The sequence below is a fragment of the Polyangium sp. 15x6 genome (assembly GCF_029960785.1).
Taxonomy (GTDB): Bacteria; Myxococcota_A; Polyangia; order Polyangiales; family Polyangiaceae; genus Polyangium.
The window spans coordinates 343,595-359,474 of the sequence record NZ_JASBQE010000001.1 but is presented as its reverse complement, the minus strand read 5'-3'; the positions used below and the strand labels follow the sequence as shown (position 1 = coordinate 359,474).

The following is a 15,880-nucleotide window of genomic DNA, read 5'->3' as shown; positions in this document are numbered from 1 at the left end:
CTTACGCAACAATCTCTTCGACCTGAGACGCCATGCCGCCATGCTGAACCTCGAGGTAATCCAGCGTCGCAGCGACATGGCCAACGCCGCGTAGTTCCTGGGAGGATCGAACCGTTCGGCGCTCTAGGAAAAACACTTTGGCCCTGCTGGAGCTGACCATGAATCTCGCTCGGAACCTCATCTCGCGTTTCGCCCTCTCGTTTGCCATCCTCGCCCCGTTCATGACTGGCTGCATCGCCGATAGCGTTTCGGATCTCGACGCCGCCGATCTTTCGGAAGATTCGCTCGCAGAAACCGAGCAGGCCCTCGGCCCGCAGCCTCCGCCTCCCCCGCCTCCGCCGCCCCCCCCGGCGACGTGCCAGGAGATCCGGAATCGGACGCCCAATGCCGGCGACGGCCATTACCTCCTGCACGTCGACCACGACGTGGCGAAGGGCTGGACCGCGTACTGCCACAACATGGCTTCGTCGCCGGCCGAGTACCTCACGCTGCAGAACACGAGCGCTTCGGCGAATTTCTCGCAGTACACCACGGGCGGCGCCGTCTCGGGCACGAACGTGCGGACGAGCTACACGAAGATCCGGATCGATCCGGAGACGCTGCTCGTCGATATCGGCGACCAGACCTTCTCCTCGTCGAGCGGGGAGCTCATTCACGGCGGCGGGTCGGTCACGTCGATGCCGTACGGTGTGGGCATGTCCTGCGACGCGTCGCCCTCGGGCGTCGGCAACATCGACCTCACCGGCACGCCTTTCGCGGTGGCGGAGGACGCGTTCCAGGTCGGCGGCGCAGGTTCCTCGGGCTCGGCGGTCTACAGCTCGGACAACCGCGTCGTGAACCTGAGCGGCGGCGGCTTCTGCGGCTGGATCTGCTCGAACCCGGCGACGTTCAACCCCTTCAACGACGCGGGGGACTTCCAGCTCGCCCTCGAGTTCGTGCCGCCCCCCTGAACCGAACAAAATCGATCCGGGCCGGGCCGTTTTTGCGATACCATCACCCGCGATGGCGGACGAACAAGCGAGCGGCCCGGAGCCGGATCTCCCCGAAATCCCACGCGACAAGCCACGCCGAAGCCCGTATCGGCGCCTCGTCCTGCTCGCGCTCTTCGCGCTCACGCTCCCCTTCGAATGGGGGGCGAGGTCCTCCTGCGAGGGCGGCCCGAAGACGTTCACCGGCATCGACGTCCTCACCGAGCGTCCGAGCAACGGCATCAGCATCGCCGTCCTCATCCTGACGCCGGTCTTGCTGGGCTTGTTGCAGCATCGCATGCGCAATGCTCTCGCGCGCCTGCTCATGGAGCTCGCCTCGATGCTGTTCGCCTCGCTCGGGACGTTGTTTTGCTTCGTCAACGCCATTTTCGCGGGCGGCTTCGGCGCGTCGAACGGTCGCTTCTTCCCGGCGCCGTGGATCGCCACGCTGGCCCAGCTCTTCGTGCTCATCGATGCATGCCAGGGCGCCGTGCAGCGGATCAACGACATCCTCAAGGAACGACAACGACGGCGGCAGGTGGCCGCGAACGCGGAGCCCGCAGAGCCCTCCCCCGAACCTTGACGCGCGGCCCTTTCCCCGACAGGGTTACGCCAATCCCCATGATTTTCCGTGATGCCCGCCGCGACGACGTCCCGACCGTGGTCCATCTCCTCGCCGCCGACGCGCTCGGCGCGACCCGCGAGACCACCGAGGGCCCTCTGCCCGACGGCTATTATCAAGCGTTCGAGGCGATCGAGCGCGACCTGAACAACCGCCTCATCGTGGTCGAGGACGGCGGCGCCGTCATCGGTTGCTTGCAGCTCACATACATCCCGGGTCTCACGTATCAGGGCGGCCTGCGGATGATCGTCGAGGGCGTACGCGTGGCCGAGAGCCGTCGCGGCGCGGGCATTGGCCGGCGCATGCTGATGTGGGCCATCGAGGAAGCACGGGCGCGCGGCTGCCGGCTCGTGCAGCTCACCACGAACAAGGCCCGGACCGACGCCAAGCGCTTCTACGAGAGCCTCGGCTTCACCGCGTCCCACGAGGGCATGAAGCTCGACATCGGGGCGCCTCCCGCCTGACGCTCGCGCCGTCGAATGCCATCGGCCGAGCCCACGACGACGAGGCCTGAAGTGGCCTTCCTGCGCGCCCGGAAATACGCTTTACTGCGCGCCATGCGAAACCTGGCTCCCCTCCTCGGCGCGCTCCTGCTCGGCGCCTGCGCCACGAAAACGGCGCCACCCCCCACGCCGCCGCCCGCGGCGACGACGATCGCGAACGAAACGCAGGCAAAGACGGAGGCCCCGGCGATGAGCAAATCCGAGCCCAAGGTCGAAGATCCCTACCTCTGGCTCGAAGAGGTCCTCGGGGACAAGCCTCTCGCGTGGGTGGCCGAGCGAAACGCAAAGTCGAAGGCGGAGCTCGAAGCCGCGCCGGGGTTCGGCGCGCTGCGGGATCGATTGCGCCGCATCTACGATTCCAAGGAAAAAATCCCCGTCCCGAAGGTGCTGGGCAAGTACGTCTACAACTTCTGGCGCGACGACAAGAACCCGCGCGGCCTCTACCGACGCGCCACGCTCGACGAGTTCAAGAAGCCGACGCCGAAATGGGAGGTCGTCCTCGACCTCGACGCCCTCGCCAAGGCCGAGAACGAGAACTGGGTGTGGCACGGCGCGGATTGCCTGTATCCCAAGTACGAGCGTTGCCTCCTGCACCTCTCCCGCGGCGGCGCGGACGCGTCCGTGGTCCGTGAGTTCGATACCGTCGAGAAGAAAATGGTCGAAGGCGGCTTCACGCTGCCGGAGGCGAAGAGCGAGATCTACTGGAAGGACCTCGACACGGTGTACGTCGGGACCGACTTCGGCCCCGACTCGCTCACGGATTCGGGTTATCCGCGAATCGTGAAGGAGTGGAAACGCGGCACGAAGCTCGCCGATGCGAAGACGCTGTTCGAGGGGCAGAAGACCGACATGGTCGTGAGTGGCGAGCGCCAGTTCGACCACGGCAAGGAGCGCGACCTGGTCTACCGCAGGCCGTCGTTCTTCACGGAGGAGCTCCACATCCGGAACGGGGACGCATACGAGAAGATCGACAAACCCGAGGACGCGGAGGCGAGCGTCTGGGATGGCCAGCTCCTCCTCAAGCTGCGCAGCGCGTGGCCCACCGCTGGCAAGACCTGGCCGGCCGGCTCGTTGCTCATCGCCCCGCTCGCGGAGTATCGCGCTGGAAAACGCGAAATGACCGCGCTGTTCGAGCCGAAGCCGAACACGTCGCTCGAGAGCTACATGGGCATGAAGACGACGTTCGTGACGGTCGAGCTCGAGGACGTGAAGAGCTCGGTCTTCGTGCATACGCGAACGAAAAATGGGTTCGTCCGGACGAAGCTCGAGACCTCGCCCATGAGCGCGGTCTCGGCCTTTGCCTACGACGAGCACGACTCCGACGATTACTGGCTCCTGGAGAGCAATTTTACGGTGCCGACGACGCTTGCCCTCGGGAACGCGACCAAAAAAGCCCGCGCCGAGACCGTGAAGAAGAACCCCGCTTTCTTCGATGCCGCCGGGCTCGACGTCGTCCAGCGGTTCGCGACCTCGAAGGACGGGACGAAGGTCCCCTATTTCCAGATCGCCAAGAAAAACCTACCGCTCGACGGCACCGCGCCCACGCTCCTCGAAGGGTATGGCGGGTTCGAGGCGTCCATGACGCCGTACTACCAAGCGTCGACCGGCGCCGGGTGGCTCGAACGCGGCGGCGTCTACGTCGTGGCGAACATCCGCGGCGGCGGCGAATATGGTCCTGCCTGGCACAAAGCCGCGCTCAAGGAGAACCGGCAGCGCGCGTACGACGATTTCATCGCCATCGCCGAGGATCTCATCGCGCGCAAGGTCACCTCGACGCCGAAGCTCGGCATCATCGGCGGCTCCAATGGTGGCCTGCTCATGGGGGTCATGATGACCCAGCGGCCGGATCTCTTCGGGGCCATCGTGTGCCAGGTGCCGCTGCTCGACATGATGCGCTACCACAAGCTCCTCGCGGGCGCGTCGTGGATGGATGAATATGGCGACCCCGACAAACCCGAGGAGCGCGCCGCGCTCGCCAGGTTCTCGCCCTACCAGAACCTGAAGAGCGGCACGCGGTACCCGCGCACGCTCTTCACCACGTCGACGCGGGACGATCGGGTGCATCCGGGCCACGCGCGCAAGATGGTCGCGCGGCTCCTCGAGCTTGGGCAGGATCTGCTCTATTACGAGAACACCGAGGGCGGCCACGGCGGCGCCGCGAACAACGAGCAGCGCGCCTACATGGACGCGCTCGCGTTCACGTTCCTCGGCAAACAGCTCGGTCTGCTGACGAAGTAACCCCCTCCCCTCGCAATCCCCCGAGAGAGCGCTGCCCTCGGCACGCGTGTTGCCTTTTGTGACCCCGAAATGGGCCGAAAACCCAGGTTCGAGAACGCGAGGTATGACATGCGAGGCAGGGCGACGAAGTGGACGTGTGGCATCGTGGCGGCGCTCGGCGCGGTGGTTCTGGCCATGGGTTGCAGCGGGGGCGACGTGTACGGGCCGTGCCCCGTGGACAACGGGAGCGACGTGAACTGCTTCTGGGAAGGCGGGATCACGTTCGCACCGGACGAGGTCTCGGTGGCCGACGGGCTCGTCTACGTGCACGGCGAGATGATGTGGTCGCCCTGTGCCATGACCCCGGGCAAACAGATTCGTTCGTACCGCATCGACCCGACAACTGGGGTGACAGTGCGGATGGACGCGCCGGCCGACGCGGAGCCGGTGCCCATCCCCGCCCAGGGCAAGATCGAGGTGACGTTCGAGGGGACCCCGCGCCGCGTCATCATCGACCCCGGCGCCACCATCTCCGTGACCCAGTCGAGGCTCCCGATCGGCGAAGCCGTGAACGATAGCAACGGGATCACCTTGCCGATCGAGCTCGAAGCCGTCTGCGATGAATGAACGCCCCAGGGTGGGGAACGGCTGCCCCAAGGGGTGGGGAACGGTTACCCCACCCTGGGCCTTCGTTTCGTGATGCAGGACGCCGCCATTCTTCGAAAAAGTTCCGCGATCGTGGAGCCGAGGGTCGATTTCGTGGTCCGGCCTCCACGATTGCGGGTCGGTACGCGCATTGCTGAACCGGTGGTCCATGCGAACGACGTCGAAGTGGGCCCTTGTCTCCAACGTGCTCGTCCTTGCCTCTGGCCTCGCACTGAGCGGCTGCGGCGGCGAGCCGCCGGACGAGCTCGATCCGGCCTCGGCGCTCGGCGGTGACGAGTGGCTGGACGACGGCCCTCCGCCGGGGGAGGAAGCCGTGGACGAGGAAGTCGGCAGCACGAGCGAGGGCGTGAGCGACATGCCCGCCTTCCAGCTCCCGTTCCCCTGCGGGCAGGTCTGGGCCGGACAAACCCGGACGAACCACAGCCCGCAGAACTCGGTCGATTTCAACCGCAGCGACGACATCGGCGACGCGGTCGTCGCCTCGGCCGGCGGCAAAGTCTCCCGCGTGGCGAACGAGGGCAACACGAGCTATGGCCGCTGGATCGAGATCGACCACGGCAATGGGTATCGCAGCCGGTACGCGCACCTCAATTCGCAGCTCGTCTCGGTCGGGCAGAGCGTGAGCAAGGGCCAGAAGATCGGCACCGTCGGCAACACCGGCGGCTCGACCGGCCCGCACCTCCATTACGAGGTGCGCCGCAATGGCGTCGCCATCCGACCCGTCTTCAATGGCGCCACGGCGTACTTCTACGGCACCAAGAACTACACGAGCAAGAATAGCTGCGGCGGCGGCGGCGGCGGCGGCGGGACGTCCGTCGTCGGCACGGTGAACACGAGCGGCGCCGACCTCACGGTGCGCGCCGACGCGAGCACGAGCAGCGCCGCGGTGGGATCGGTCGCGGACGGCGCGAAGGTCACGATCACCTGTCAGAAGCAGGGGACCTCGGTGACGGGCACCTACGGCACCTCGACGCTCTGGGACTTCATCGGGAACGGGTACGTGTCGGACGCTTATGTCTCGACCGGCTCGGACGGCCAGGTCGCGCCGACCTGCAAGTGAGCCTGCCCTCTCCCCGTTCGTCCTGACATAAGCTTCCCGCCCGCATCCTCCGCTCCGCGTGTTCCTTGGTCTCCCGGTTGCAAGGGAGTTTGCCACGCGACCGGCGCCGCCTTGCGCATGTAGCGCTTGACGAGCGACGGCCTCCCGAGACCAAGGTGACGTGATGGGCCAGCCCCCCGAAAAAGGCCACGATCAGAAGACTCTCTCGGGTCCGGAGGCGCTCGCGATCGCCGATACGATCGCGCCCGCTCCCCCGGAAAAAGCGGCTCCGGTCACGGTGAAGCTGGCCCGCGAGAGGCGCCGCCGGCGTGGCGCGGCGCGCGTGGATTCCACGCCGCCAGAGGCCAGCGCGTCCCCCGCGGAAGCTCCCACGGAGCCGCCCCCGGCCGAGGCGCCGATCGAGATTCCCGCTGAAATCCCGGCCGATCTGCCCGCCGCTTCCGAGCGCTCGCCCCTCGCGGATCCGAAGCGCTGGGATCGTTACGAAATCGTACGATTCCTCGGTCGCGGCGGCATGGGCTCCGTCTACGAGGCGCGCGACCGGCGGCTCGCACGTCACGTGGCGATCAAGTTCATCCACGGGGCCGATCCCATCACGACGAAACGTTTCCTCCAGGAAGCGCGGGCGCAGGCGCGCATCGATCATCCGAACGTCTGCAAGGTCCTCGAGGTCGGAGAGGTCGAGGACAAGGCGTACATCGCGATGCAGCTCGTCGGGGGCCTCTCGCTCGGCGACGCGGCGAAGGCGATGACGCTCGACGAAAAGGTCCGGGTGATGAAGACGGTCACCGAGGCCGTCCACGCCGCGCACCGCATCGGCATCATTCACCGCGACATCAAGCCCGCGAACATCATGGTCGAGAAGAGCGGGGACGCGGGCGAACATCCCTCGTATCGCCCCGTGCTCATGGACTTCGGCCTCGCGCGCGAGGCGAGCGAGACGAAGGGCCTCACCGAATCGGGCACGGTCATGGGGACCCCGGGGTACATGCCGCCCGAGCAGGCGCGCGGAAGCGTGCGCAGGATCGATCCGCGCAGCGATGTCTACAGCCTCGGCGCGACGCTCTACGACATCCTCGCGGGCGCGCCGCCGTTCGAGGACGAGAGCGCGGTCAACGTCCTGCTCAAGGTGCTGATCCAGGAGCCGGTCCCGCTGCGGCAGAGGGATCCGTCGATCCCGCTCGCGCTCGACATCATCGTCGGCAAGTGCCTGAACAAGGAACCGCACCAGCGCTATCCGGCCGCGGCCGAGCTCGCCGACGATCTCGAACGATTCCTGAACCGCGAGCGCGTGCTCGCGCGCCGCCTCGGCTTGCCGACGCGCCTCTACTGGCGGGCCAAGCGCAACAAGCCGATGGCGTTCGCGGTGATCGCGCTCGTGTCGAGCCTCGTGGCGTTCGCCGGCTACGGCGTCCGCACGGTGATCGTCAATGCGCGAAACGAGGCGATCGCCCAGAAGCGCGCCGAGCTCGGGCAGAAGCTCGGCCAGGCGGTGAAGGATCTCGAGTGGCTGGTGCGCAGCGCGTACCTCGTGCCGCTCCACGACACGGGCCCCGAGAAGGCGGTCGTGCGCGCCCGCATGGCGGAGATCGAGGCGGAGATGCGGAGCTTCGGCGACCTCGCGGCGGGGCTCGATCATTATGCCCTCGGCCGCGGCTACCTCGCGCTGAAGGAGTGGGATCGGGCGCACGCGGAGCTCACGCAGGCCGCGTCCCTCGGCGTGCGCGAGCCCGAGCTCGATTACGCGCTCGGGCGGGTGCTCGGCGAGCTCTACAGCCGGGCGATCGAGGAGGCGCGCAGGAGCGGCGACAAGAGCTATTTCGAGAAGCGCAAGCAGGAGCTCGACGAGGAGTACCTCGAACCGGCGCTCGCGCACCTCACGCGCTGCCGGGGCCTGCCGACGGTGCCGGCGAGTTACCTCGAAGGCCTGATCCATTTCTACAACCGGCGCTACGACGAGGCCCTGCAAAGCGCGCGCAGCGCCCGCGGCGGGCTTTCGTGGCTGTACGAGGCCGAGAAGCTCGAAGGCGACGTGTTCATGGCCCGCGCCGAGGGCGCGAAGGACCGCGGGGAGAACGACCAGGCCGAGCGCGATTTCGCCGAGGCCGTGGCGCATTACGAGCAGGCGGCGGACATCGGGCGCAGCGATCACCAGGTGTACGAGGCGCTCGCGGAGGCCTGGATCCGGCAGGAGGAGATGGATCTCTACAGCGGACGTGATCCCAAGCCGAAGCTCGACAAGGCGCTCTCCGCGGCGGACAAGGCGCTCGAGGCTGCCCCCGCGGAGTCGAGCGGGCACACGAAAAAGGCCTTCGCATACTACTTCGAGGCGCAATACGCGCAGGGGCACGGGGCGCCCTCCGACGAGGTCGAGCGGTTGTTCCGAGCCCAGATCACCGTGGGCGAGCAGGCCGTCGTGCTCCACCCCGGAGACGCCTACGCCCAGGAAATCACGGGGGCCGCATACACGAAGCTCGCCGAGCACCTGCTCGATCGTGGACGGCCCGTGCAACCCTTGCTCGACAAAGCCTACGCGTACCTCGAAGAGGCGATCCGTTTGAACCCAAAGTTTCCCTGGGCCTACAATGATTATGGGCTCGCGCTCGGCTATTCCGGGGCCAGCAAGAAGAGGCGGAACGAGGAATGCAAGGCTCTGCTCGAACGAGCGATCGACATGACCCGGAAGGCGACAGAGCTCGACGAACGATACGTGATCGGCCACAACAACACGGCCGTCTGGCTGACGGAGCTCTCGCAGTGGCAATCGGACCACGGCCAGAACCCGGAGAGCTCCGTGGAGGCGGCGGTGCAGGCGGCGGAGCGCGCGATCCAGATCAACCAGCAGAACCCGCTGGCGCACGTGAACGCGGGTCTGGCCACCATGAACCTCGCCTCGTACCGGCTCGACGCGGGAAAAGATGGGCGAAAGCTCGGCCAGGAGGCCATCGATCGCTTCAAGGCCGCGCTCGCCATCGACCCCAATTTCGTGTACGTCCAGCACGAGCTGGCGCGCGCGCATCACCTGCTCGCCAGCCACCAGCGGGCCCAGGGCGAAGACCCCCGGCCGAGCCTCGACGCGGGGCTGCGCACGCTGGAGCCGTGTTATCGCATCGAGCCCGAGAATCCCGACTGCAAGGCCGTGGAAGCATTGCTCCGGACCGCGCAGGGCGGCTGGGCCTCGAAAGAAGACGCATCCTCTCTTGCGTCCTTCGAGCAAGCCGAGCTCCGCGCGCGCGAGGCGACGCAGAAGGTCCCCGAGCGCGGGGAGCTCTGGCTCTTGCTGGGGGAGGTTTGTCTCGACCGTGCCGAGGCATTGCTCGCGAGCGAGCGCCCGAAGGTCCCGCCGGGCCCCGTCGTGGACGAGGGCCTGCGCAGCATCGAGCAAGCGCTGAAGCTCGCTCCAGGCATGCCGCGAGCGCTCGCGATCGAGGGGGCGCTTTCCCTCGCCAAGGCGCGGATCGACCCGGCGCAGGAGAAAGCCTCGCTCGAGCGCGCCAAAGCGAGCCTCGCACGGGCATTCGCAGGAAACCCGCTGCTCGAGGGCCGCTACGGGAAGGCGGCCGCCGAGGTGAATCGAAGGGTTCAGGGGCGGTAGGAGGGGAAAAGAGGAAGGCGGGGGGACGTCGAAGGGCAAGCGGCAGGACGACGGCTCACTGGGCCGGCGGGACGAACGTCGTGAACACGTTCGTGTAGCTGCGATTCGGCTCTCGGGTCGAAAAGAACGAGGGGCAGTACCAGTGCCCGCCGCCTGCGTCCACGAGCGGCGCATTGCAGCGCTTGTTCGCGAAGTTCTGATCGGGCGAGCCCAGGATCGCCCCGGTCAGCACGATGCGGTGGTTGCAGTTCGTGTCATTCTCGGCGCAGCAGTAGTTGCCCTGCGACCCGAAGCACGCACGACCGCTGTCCACCGGGTCCGCGGTGTCGGGGCCGGCGACGTACGCGGTGGGATTCGTGGCAAACAGATTCCCGTAAAACCCGCCCTCGCGGATCGTGAGGCGCGGATCGCTGCAGGGCGTGCTGAAGGGCGCCCCGCCCGGGCCGACGATGCAAATCGCGAGCTCCAGGTTGTTCCCATTGAGGAGCGAGAGGAGGCAGGAGCTCACGCGCTCGCGTTTGTCCTCGCCGGTCAGCCGATTCGTCTTCCAGTTCGGGTAGAGCTCCCATTGCCCCGGAAACGTCAGCGTGCCGTCGTTCGTCGTGATCGTGAAGCTCGTCGAAATCGAGCACTTCGCGATTCCCTTCATCATCGGGCCGCGGTTCGTCGCGTCCGCCGCCATCCACGACTCCCATTCCGGTTTCAACGTGCAGCCCGTCGCGGTCACCGTGCCGTTCTTGCAAAGCGGGAGCGGGTCCGGATTCGTGGTCGACGTGATGCCGTGGGCGTCGGTCACGCTGCGCGCGAGCGGATCACTGTCGATGGCGAAGGGCGGGAGGTTGTTCGCGCCGGTCGGGCCGGTCGCCTGCTCGGCCTCGCCCACCTCTCCCTCGAAATCCTCGACGTCGACGGGCTCACCACCGCAAGCCGGAAAAACCAGCGCGGACGCGACGAGCGCCCCTGCAAACCCGAACCGCGAAATCAGATGCGTGCGCTGCGTCGTCGTCATGATCATCGTCCTCCGCCAAGTCCTCGGCATCGGGACTATCCACGTTCCGTGCCACGGCTCGAAACGCCGCGAAAAAAACGCAGACCCAGCGATTTCGCGCGCGCCCCGTGCTCCCCTGGCGGGCCTGGCCTCCAGGCTTGGAGGAGCGAACCACCATCCCCTGGAGGCCCGAGCCTCCATGCCTGGAGGCCCGCCCCTCCATCCCCTGGAGGCCACGCCCTCCAGCGCGCGCCTCGACCCGCCACCCCGCGACGAGCGCCGCGTGGTAACGTGCCCGCATGTCGACGGATGGCACCCTGCTCCTCCGCCCCAGCGCGAAAGAGCTGCGGCTCGAAGGTTTTTCGCTCACCGTGATCGAGGGCCCGGATACGGGGGCCACCCTGCGCGCCCAGAAGAGCGAGGTCGCCGTGGGCACCGCCCAGGGCAATGACCTCGTGCTCTCCGACCCGACGGTCTCCCGCCACCATATCAGCATTACCGCCACGCCCGAGGGCTTCTTCCTGCGGGATTTCGATTCCTCGAACGGCACCTGGATCGGCAGCACCCGCATCCTCACGGGTTATATCGACGACGCCGCGCGCGTCCGCGTCGGGCGCACCACCCTGCGCGTCGACCTGCTCGACGAGGACATCTGCGAGGCCCTGAGCCCCGAGGATCGATTCGGCTCCGTCCTCGGCGCGAGCGACGCCATGCGCCGCATCTTCGCCGCCCTGCCCCGCATCGCCCCGTCCGAGACCACCGTCCTGCTCGAAGGCGAGACCGGCACCGGCAAAGGCGTCCTCGCCGCGGCGATCCACGAGGCGAGCGCGCGTTCCCGCGCCCCGTTCGTGGTGCTCGACTGCACGGCCATCGCGCCGACGCTCATCGAGAGCGAGCTCTTCGGCCACGTGAAGGGCTCCTTCACGGGCGCGAGCGCCGATCGTCCCGGTGCGTTCGAGCAGGCCGCGGGCGGCACCATTTTCATCGACGAAATCGGCGAGCTGCCGCTCGACATGCAGCCGAAGCTCCTGCGCGCCCTCGAGGAGAAGACCGTCAAGCGCGTGGGCGGCAATCAGCGCATCCGGCTCGACGCGCGCGTCATCGCCGCGACGAACCGCGACCTCCGGACCGAGGTCAACCGCGGCACGTTCCGCGCGGATCTCTACTATCGCCTCAACGTCGTGCGCATTCACATTCCGCCCTTGCGCGAGCGCACGGGCGACGTCGAGCGGCTCGCGCGCCATTTTTATGCCGAGCTCGCGCCGCAACGGACCATGCCCGCCGATTTGCTCGAATCCTTCTGCCGGCAGGCATGGCCGGGCAACGTGCGCGAGCTCAGGGCCGCGGTCGAGCGCGCGGTTCTGCTCGACGATCCGGCGCTTCTGGCGCTCGGGAGCGGACCGTCCGAGAGCGGCGCGGGCCACGTCACCGGGGACGAATTCGATCTGCGCGTGCCGTATCGCATGGCCAAGCAGAGGGCCGCGGACCGCTGGGAGGAGCGCTACGTGCGCGAACTGGTTTCACGCGCCAAGGGCAACGTCTCGGAGGCGTCGCGGCTCGCGCGCATGGACCGGAGCCATTTGCGCACGCTCATCCGGAAGTACGACGTTCGTAGCGGGGACGAGGGCGACGGCGGCGAGGGGTGAGGCCGAGGGCCCAGCGCGGGGCGCGCGCCGGGCCCTCCCTTCGAGGTGGGGGACAGCGCGTCAATCGCTCGTGAGGAGGTTCGACTCGTCCTCACCGATCTGATAGACGCCGAGCCGCCCGGCCGCGGCCAAAATCTGGCCGTTGTGCACGACGGGCTGGTTGTCCCAGTAATACACCGGGAAGAACGCCTGCGCCTTGATCGCCGCGGGGTCGTGCGCGTCGGCCACCAGCGTGCCGCCGGCGACGTACAAGTACCAGCGGTGCGAGTCGACGCCGATGAGCGACATGCTGTTATCGAGCTTCGTCTCCGACAGGAGATTGAAGCCGGACTTGTTGCCGTTCTGCGGATCCAGGATCGCGACGGAGGTCTGTCCGTAGGTCCAGGTCGAGCGATAGCTGGCGACGGGCTGCTCGTGGCTATCGACCATCATCATGTTGACAGACTTGCCCTCGAACTTCCTGTACTTCTCGAGCTTCGCGCCGTTGCCCGTCAGCTTGACCCGGGTGACGCCCTCCTCGTGCCAGGAGCCGCCCCATTGCCGGTCGCGCGTGAAGAGCCGGTTGTCATAGGCGTCGATGGGGACGCCGGGGATGTTGGTGCTCGAAACGAGGACGGGCGCCGAGGGGTTCGTCAGGTCGTAACGCCGGACGAAGTTCTTCGTGTACGGCCGGTTGTCGCCCGGAGCCGCGACGCGGTTCTTGACCGTGATGAGCATCTCATTGCCATTCGCGCGCGCGTCCGCGAACTCGTCGGCTCCGCTGAGCGTGATCTTCTGCGGGACGACCTTGGGGCTCGACGGATTCGAGAGATCGACGATCTGGAACGTGGCGTACGTCGGGTAACGCCAGCCATCACCCTCGTAGGGGCTCCAGACCGCGTGCGGCTCGACCGTGCTCCAGTCGAGGGGCACGCACGTGGTCTCGGCGCCTACGTGGATCGTGCATTCGGCGAACCCGCCGGCGCAGTACTCCGGCTGGCCCTGAGGCGTCTGGCAGGCGCGTTGACCCGTGATGAACGTGCAGCCGTCCACATCGCTGTTGCACCACGTATTGACGCCGGAGAGCCACGCGCTGCGGCCCTGGTAGGGGCCGAGGTAGGTGTAGTCATAGAGGTCCTGCTGATAGACGAGCGCGCTCTCCGTCACATGAAGGCTCGTGTCCCAGTAGTTCGTCGGCGTCAGCTCGGTGGTGACGAGCGAGCCCTTCTCTTGCGGATGCACGGGGTCGGTCAGGTCGTAGACCTTGAGCGTCGTCTCGTATTGCGGCCACATCCACCGCGACTTCGACGTGACCAGATGATTGCCGACCTTGTAATAGGACGACCCGTAGGGGACCTCGAAGGTCGCCACCGGCTCGGCGAGGTCCGCGTGCTCGTCGTTCGGAATGATCTCCGCCCTCGCGTTCGCGTCGTTGTTCCACCAGTAGTAATACCCCTCGGGGTTCCGGATACGGACGCGGTAATCGCCCCACGGGATGATCTTCGCGTAATCGGGGGCGAGGTCGATCTGCGAGATCTGCTCGGGGTCGTCGAGGTCCGTCTGGTCGTGGAACGAGAGCACCGTATCGGAGATGACCGCGGTGTTGTTCGTCCCGTCCAGGGGGGTCGAGCGGCGCACGTTGTCCACGTGATCCAAGGTCCCGCGGCGCGTGACCGTGGTGTTCGAGAACGTGAAGAGCTGCACGGCCGAGCGGTAGATGTACTTGTTGTTCTCCCACTTGTAGCCCGTGAAGGGCAGCATGATGAGGCCCGTCTCCGCCTCCCCCGTGTCCGCCTGCACGTTCACCGCGCCCTCGAGGATCTTGAACGCGCGGTGATCCCATTGGGCGTCGGAGTAGTTCCAGGTGCCGCTACTCGTGTCGGTCTCGGCACGATCGAGCAGCGGATTCGGGTTCTGCAGGTTCGTGATGTCGTAGAGGCTCGCCGCCATCTTCCGACCATTCTCATCGTTCACCCCGATGCCGATGAGCCGCGTGCCATTCGCGACCGGGCGAAGGTAATCGTTCCAGCCCGAGACGATGAACTCGCTCTCCTCCGTGACGTGGCCATTCGGATCGATCGAGAAGGTGTGGAACGGATCGACCTGCCGGTACGTGACGGCGAACGCCTTGTCGTTCATGAACACGGCGCCGTAGAGCCGCTCGTTCACGCCGAAGGGCTCGTTTGCGACGGGGATGGGGTTATCCTTGTTCGACGCGTTCCACGTCTGCAGATAACTATTTTGGCCCCAGCCGCCCCACTCCGGACCGGAGAAGACCCGGAGCTGGCCATCGCGGAAGTCCATGTGGAATTGCGTGCGGACGTAGCCGGTCGCGGTGACCGTGCCGCGCAGCGCCATCGAGCCGTTGACGTCCGAGATGTCGACGATCGAGACATTGCTCGTCGTCGGCCAGGTCGACATGCGGCGGGCCAGGAGAAGGACATTTCCTTCGCCCTGAATCGCGGTCACGTCACCGCCGAGCTGGAGCTCGGTCTTCGGCGTCATGGCCGTGCTCAGAACGTCGAAGCTCTTGACCACGCTCTCGTTCTTGTACTCCCAGTAGCCGTTCTCGTTGATCCAGCCCCTCTTCACGGCGGCGATGTAAAGCGAGTCCTTCGACGAGCCGTTCGCGTAGCGGCTCGTCGTGATCCGACCGGGCACGTTGTACTCGGAGAGCAGCGTGGGGGACGTGGGATCGCTGATGTCGACGAGGGCCACGAGCCCGCCGTTGCGCTCGCGCGCGGCGAGCTTTCCGGGATCGGCCTTGTATCCGTACCACTCGTTCAGCAGCACCACCGCGCGGTTTCCGTCGACGTACATCTCGACGGGCGTGCCGGAAATGGGCAGCTTGCCGATGATCTGCGGGTTCGAGATGTCGCTGTAGTCGACGACCTGAAGGCCGCGGTAGCGGTTCAGGTTGAGCAGGCGACCGCCGCCCATCACGCGGTAGATATCGCCCTCCTCGAGCTCGCGATCGTCCTCCTCTTCCTCTTCTTCTTCCTCCTCTTCTTCTTCCTCTTCTTCTTCGCCCCAGTAGATCTCGGGGAAATCATCCGCCGTCAGGAACGACGGCGCCGGCTTGCTCGGCGCCCCGTCCTCGGCGGTCCTCTCCTCCTCGTCGGGGCTCCCGCTCCCCGCGCACCCCGGTCCCACGAGCAACAGCAACGCGCCGAGCCACGCCGTGCTCGTCATCATTCTTCTGCGTAAAAAAGCCATCGTATTGCCCTCTTTCTTCCTTCACATGAAATGAAGGAATACAAATTCTCATCATAGTCTCCCGGCGGCGCCGGAGAAGGCAAAAGTGGGCAAATTCGCAACGTCGGTGTCTTGACTATCTCACCTTCCACGACGCGCCGAAGTGTCCTCGCCAACATCGTCCTGACGTGGCGCGGACGAGGCGTGGGGGGGGCGAAATCTCTTGAGCCCGGGTCACGCCTGTGCTTTCGCGCGGCGGCTCGTGGCAGAATGCGGTCGACGCATGGAAGCGAACCCGTACCCCGCGAAACGCCTCCTCGCCGTCGTCCTGGTCGCAGCGGCGTGTGACCGCGCCACACCCCCGCCGCCTCCGTCCACGCCGCCTCCGCCTGCCGCGCCAACGAGCGCCATGAGCGCCCCGACGGCGCCAGCGGAAACTTC

The 15,880-nt window shown here is 66.7% G+C and carries 10 protein-coding genes; 8 read left to right on the top strand and 2 right to left on the bottom strand.

What is annotated here, in order from left to right:
• Positions 1–158: 158 nt before the first annotated feature.
• The 7 genes from QHF83_RS01520 (at position 159) to QHF83_RS01490 (ending at position 9,631) form a co-directional block, all read left to right on the top strand.
• Positions 159–950 (top strand): GON domain-containing protein, encoded by a 792-nt coding sequence (locus QHF83_RS01520; protein ID WP_282415930.1) that lies wholly within the window; start codon positions 159–161, stop codon positions 948–950.
• A 52-nt stretch (positions 951–1,002) separates the two neighbouring features.
• The gene (locus QHF83_RS01515) at positions 1,003–1,551 is read left to right on the top strand and encodes a hypothetical protein (RefSeq protein WP_282415929.1); all 549 of its coding nucleotides are present in this window, start codon (positions 1,003–1,005) and stop codon (positions 1,549–1,551) included.
• Between the two features lie 38 nt (positions 1,552–1,589).
• Positions 1,590–2,054, top strand: a complete 465-nt coding sequence (locus QHF83_RS01510) for a GNAT family N-acetyltransferase (RefSeq protein WP_282415928.1) — start codon at positions 1,590–1,592, stop codon at positions 2,052–2,054.
• 93 nt (positions 2,055–2,147) lie between these two features.
• Positions 2,148–4,331 carry a prolyl oligopeptidase family serine peptidase gene (locus QHF83_RS01505; protein ID WP_282415927.1) on the top strand — a complete coding sequence of 728 codons (2,184 nt, stop codon included), beginning with the start codon at positions 2,148–2,150 and terminating at the stop codon, positions 4,329–4,331.
• Between the two features lie 108 nt (positions 4,332–4,439).
• Complete coding sequence (locus QHF83_RS01500; RefSeq protein ID WP_282415926.1) at positions 4,440–4,937, top strand: hypothetical protein; 498 nt, start codon at positions 4,440–4,442, stop codon at positions 4,935–4,937.
• A gap of 394 nt (positions 4,938–5,331) precedes the next feature.
• The gene (locus tag QHF83_RS01495; protein ID WP_348980418.1) at positions 5,332–6,036 is read left to right on the top strand and encodes a peptidoglycan DD-metalloendopeptidase family protein; all 705 of its coding nucleotides are present in this window, start codon (positions 5,332–5,334) and stop codon (positions 6,034–6,036) included.
• A 163-nt stretch (positions 6,037–6,199) separates the two neighbouring features.
• On the top strand, positions 6,200–9,631 hold the full coding sequence (locus tag QHF83_RS01490; protein WP_282415924.1) for a serine/threonine-protein kinase: 3,432 nt from the start codon (positions 6,200–6,202) through the stop codon (positions 9,629–9,631).
• Between the two features lie 55 nt (positions 9,632–9,686).
• On the opposite strand, the gene QHF83_RS01485 is transcribed toward QHF83_RS01490, so the two are convergent.
• Positions 9,687–10,640, bottom strand: a complete 954-nt coding sequence (locus tag QHF83_RS01485) for a hypothetical protein (protein WP_282415923.1) — start codon at positions 10,638–10,640, stop codon at positions 9,687–9,689.
• Between the two features lie 278 nt (positions 10,641–10,918).
• Between QHF83_RS01485 and QHF83_RS01480 the strand changes: the two genes are divergently transcribed.
• Positions 10,919–12,265 (top strand): sigma 54-interacting transcriptional regulator, encoded by a 1,347-nt coding sequence (locus QHF83_RS01480; RefSeq protein WP_282415922.1) that lies wholly within the window; start codon positions 10,919–10,921, stop codon positions 12,263–12,265.
• A 60-nt stretch (positions 12,266–12,325) separates the two neighbouring features.
• Here the strand turns inward: QHF83_RS01480 and QHF83_RS01475 are convergent, their stop codons facing one another.
• Positions 12,326–15,439, bottom strand: coding sequence for a beta-propeller domain-containing protein (locus QHF83_RS01475; RefSeq protein ID WP_282415921.1), 3,114 nt, complete (start codon positions 15,437–15,439; stop codon positions 12,326–12,328).
• Positions 15,440–15,880: the final 441 nt, after the last annotated feature.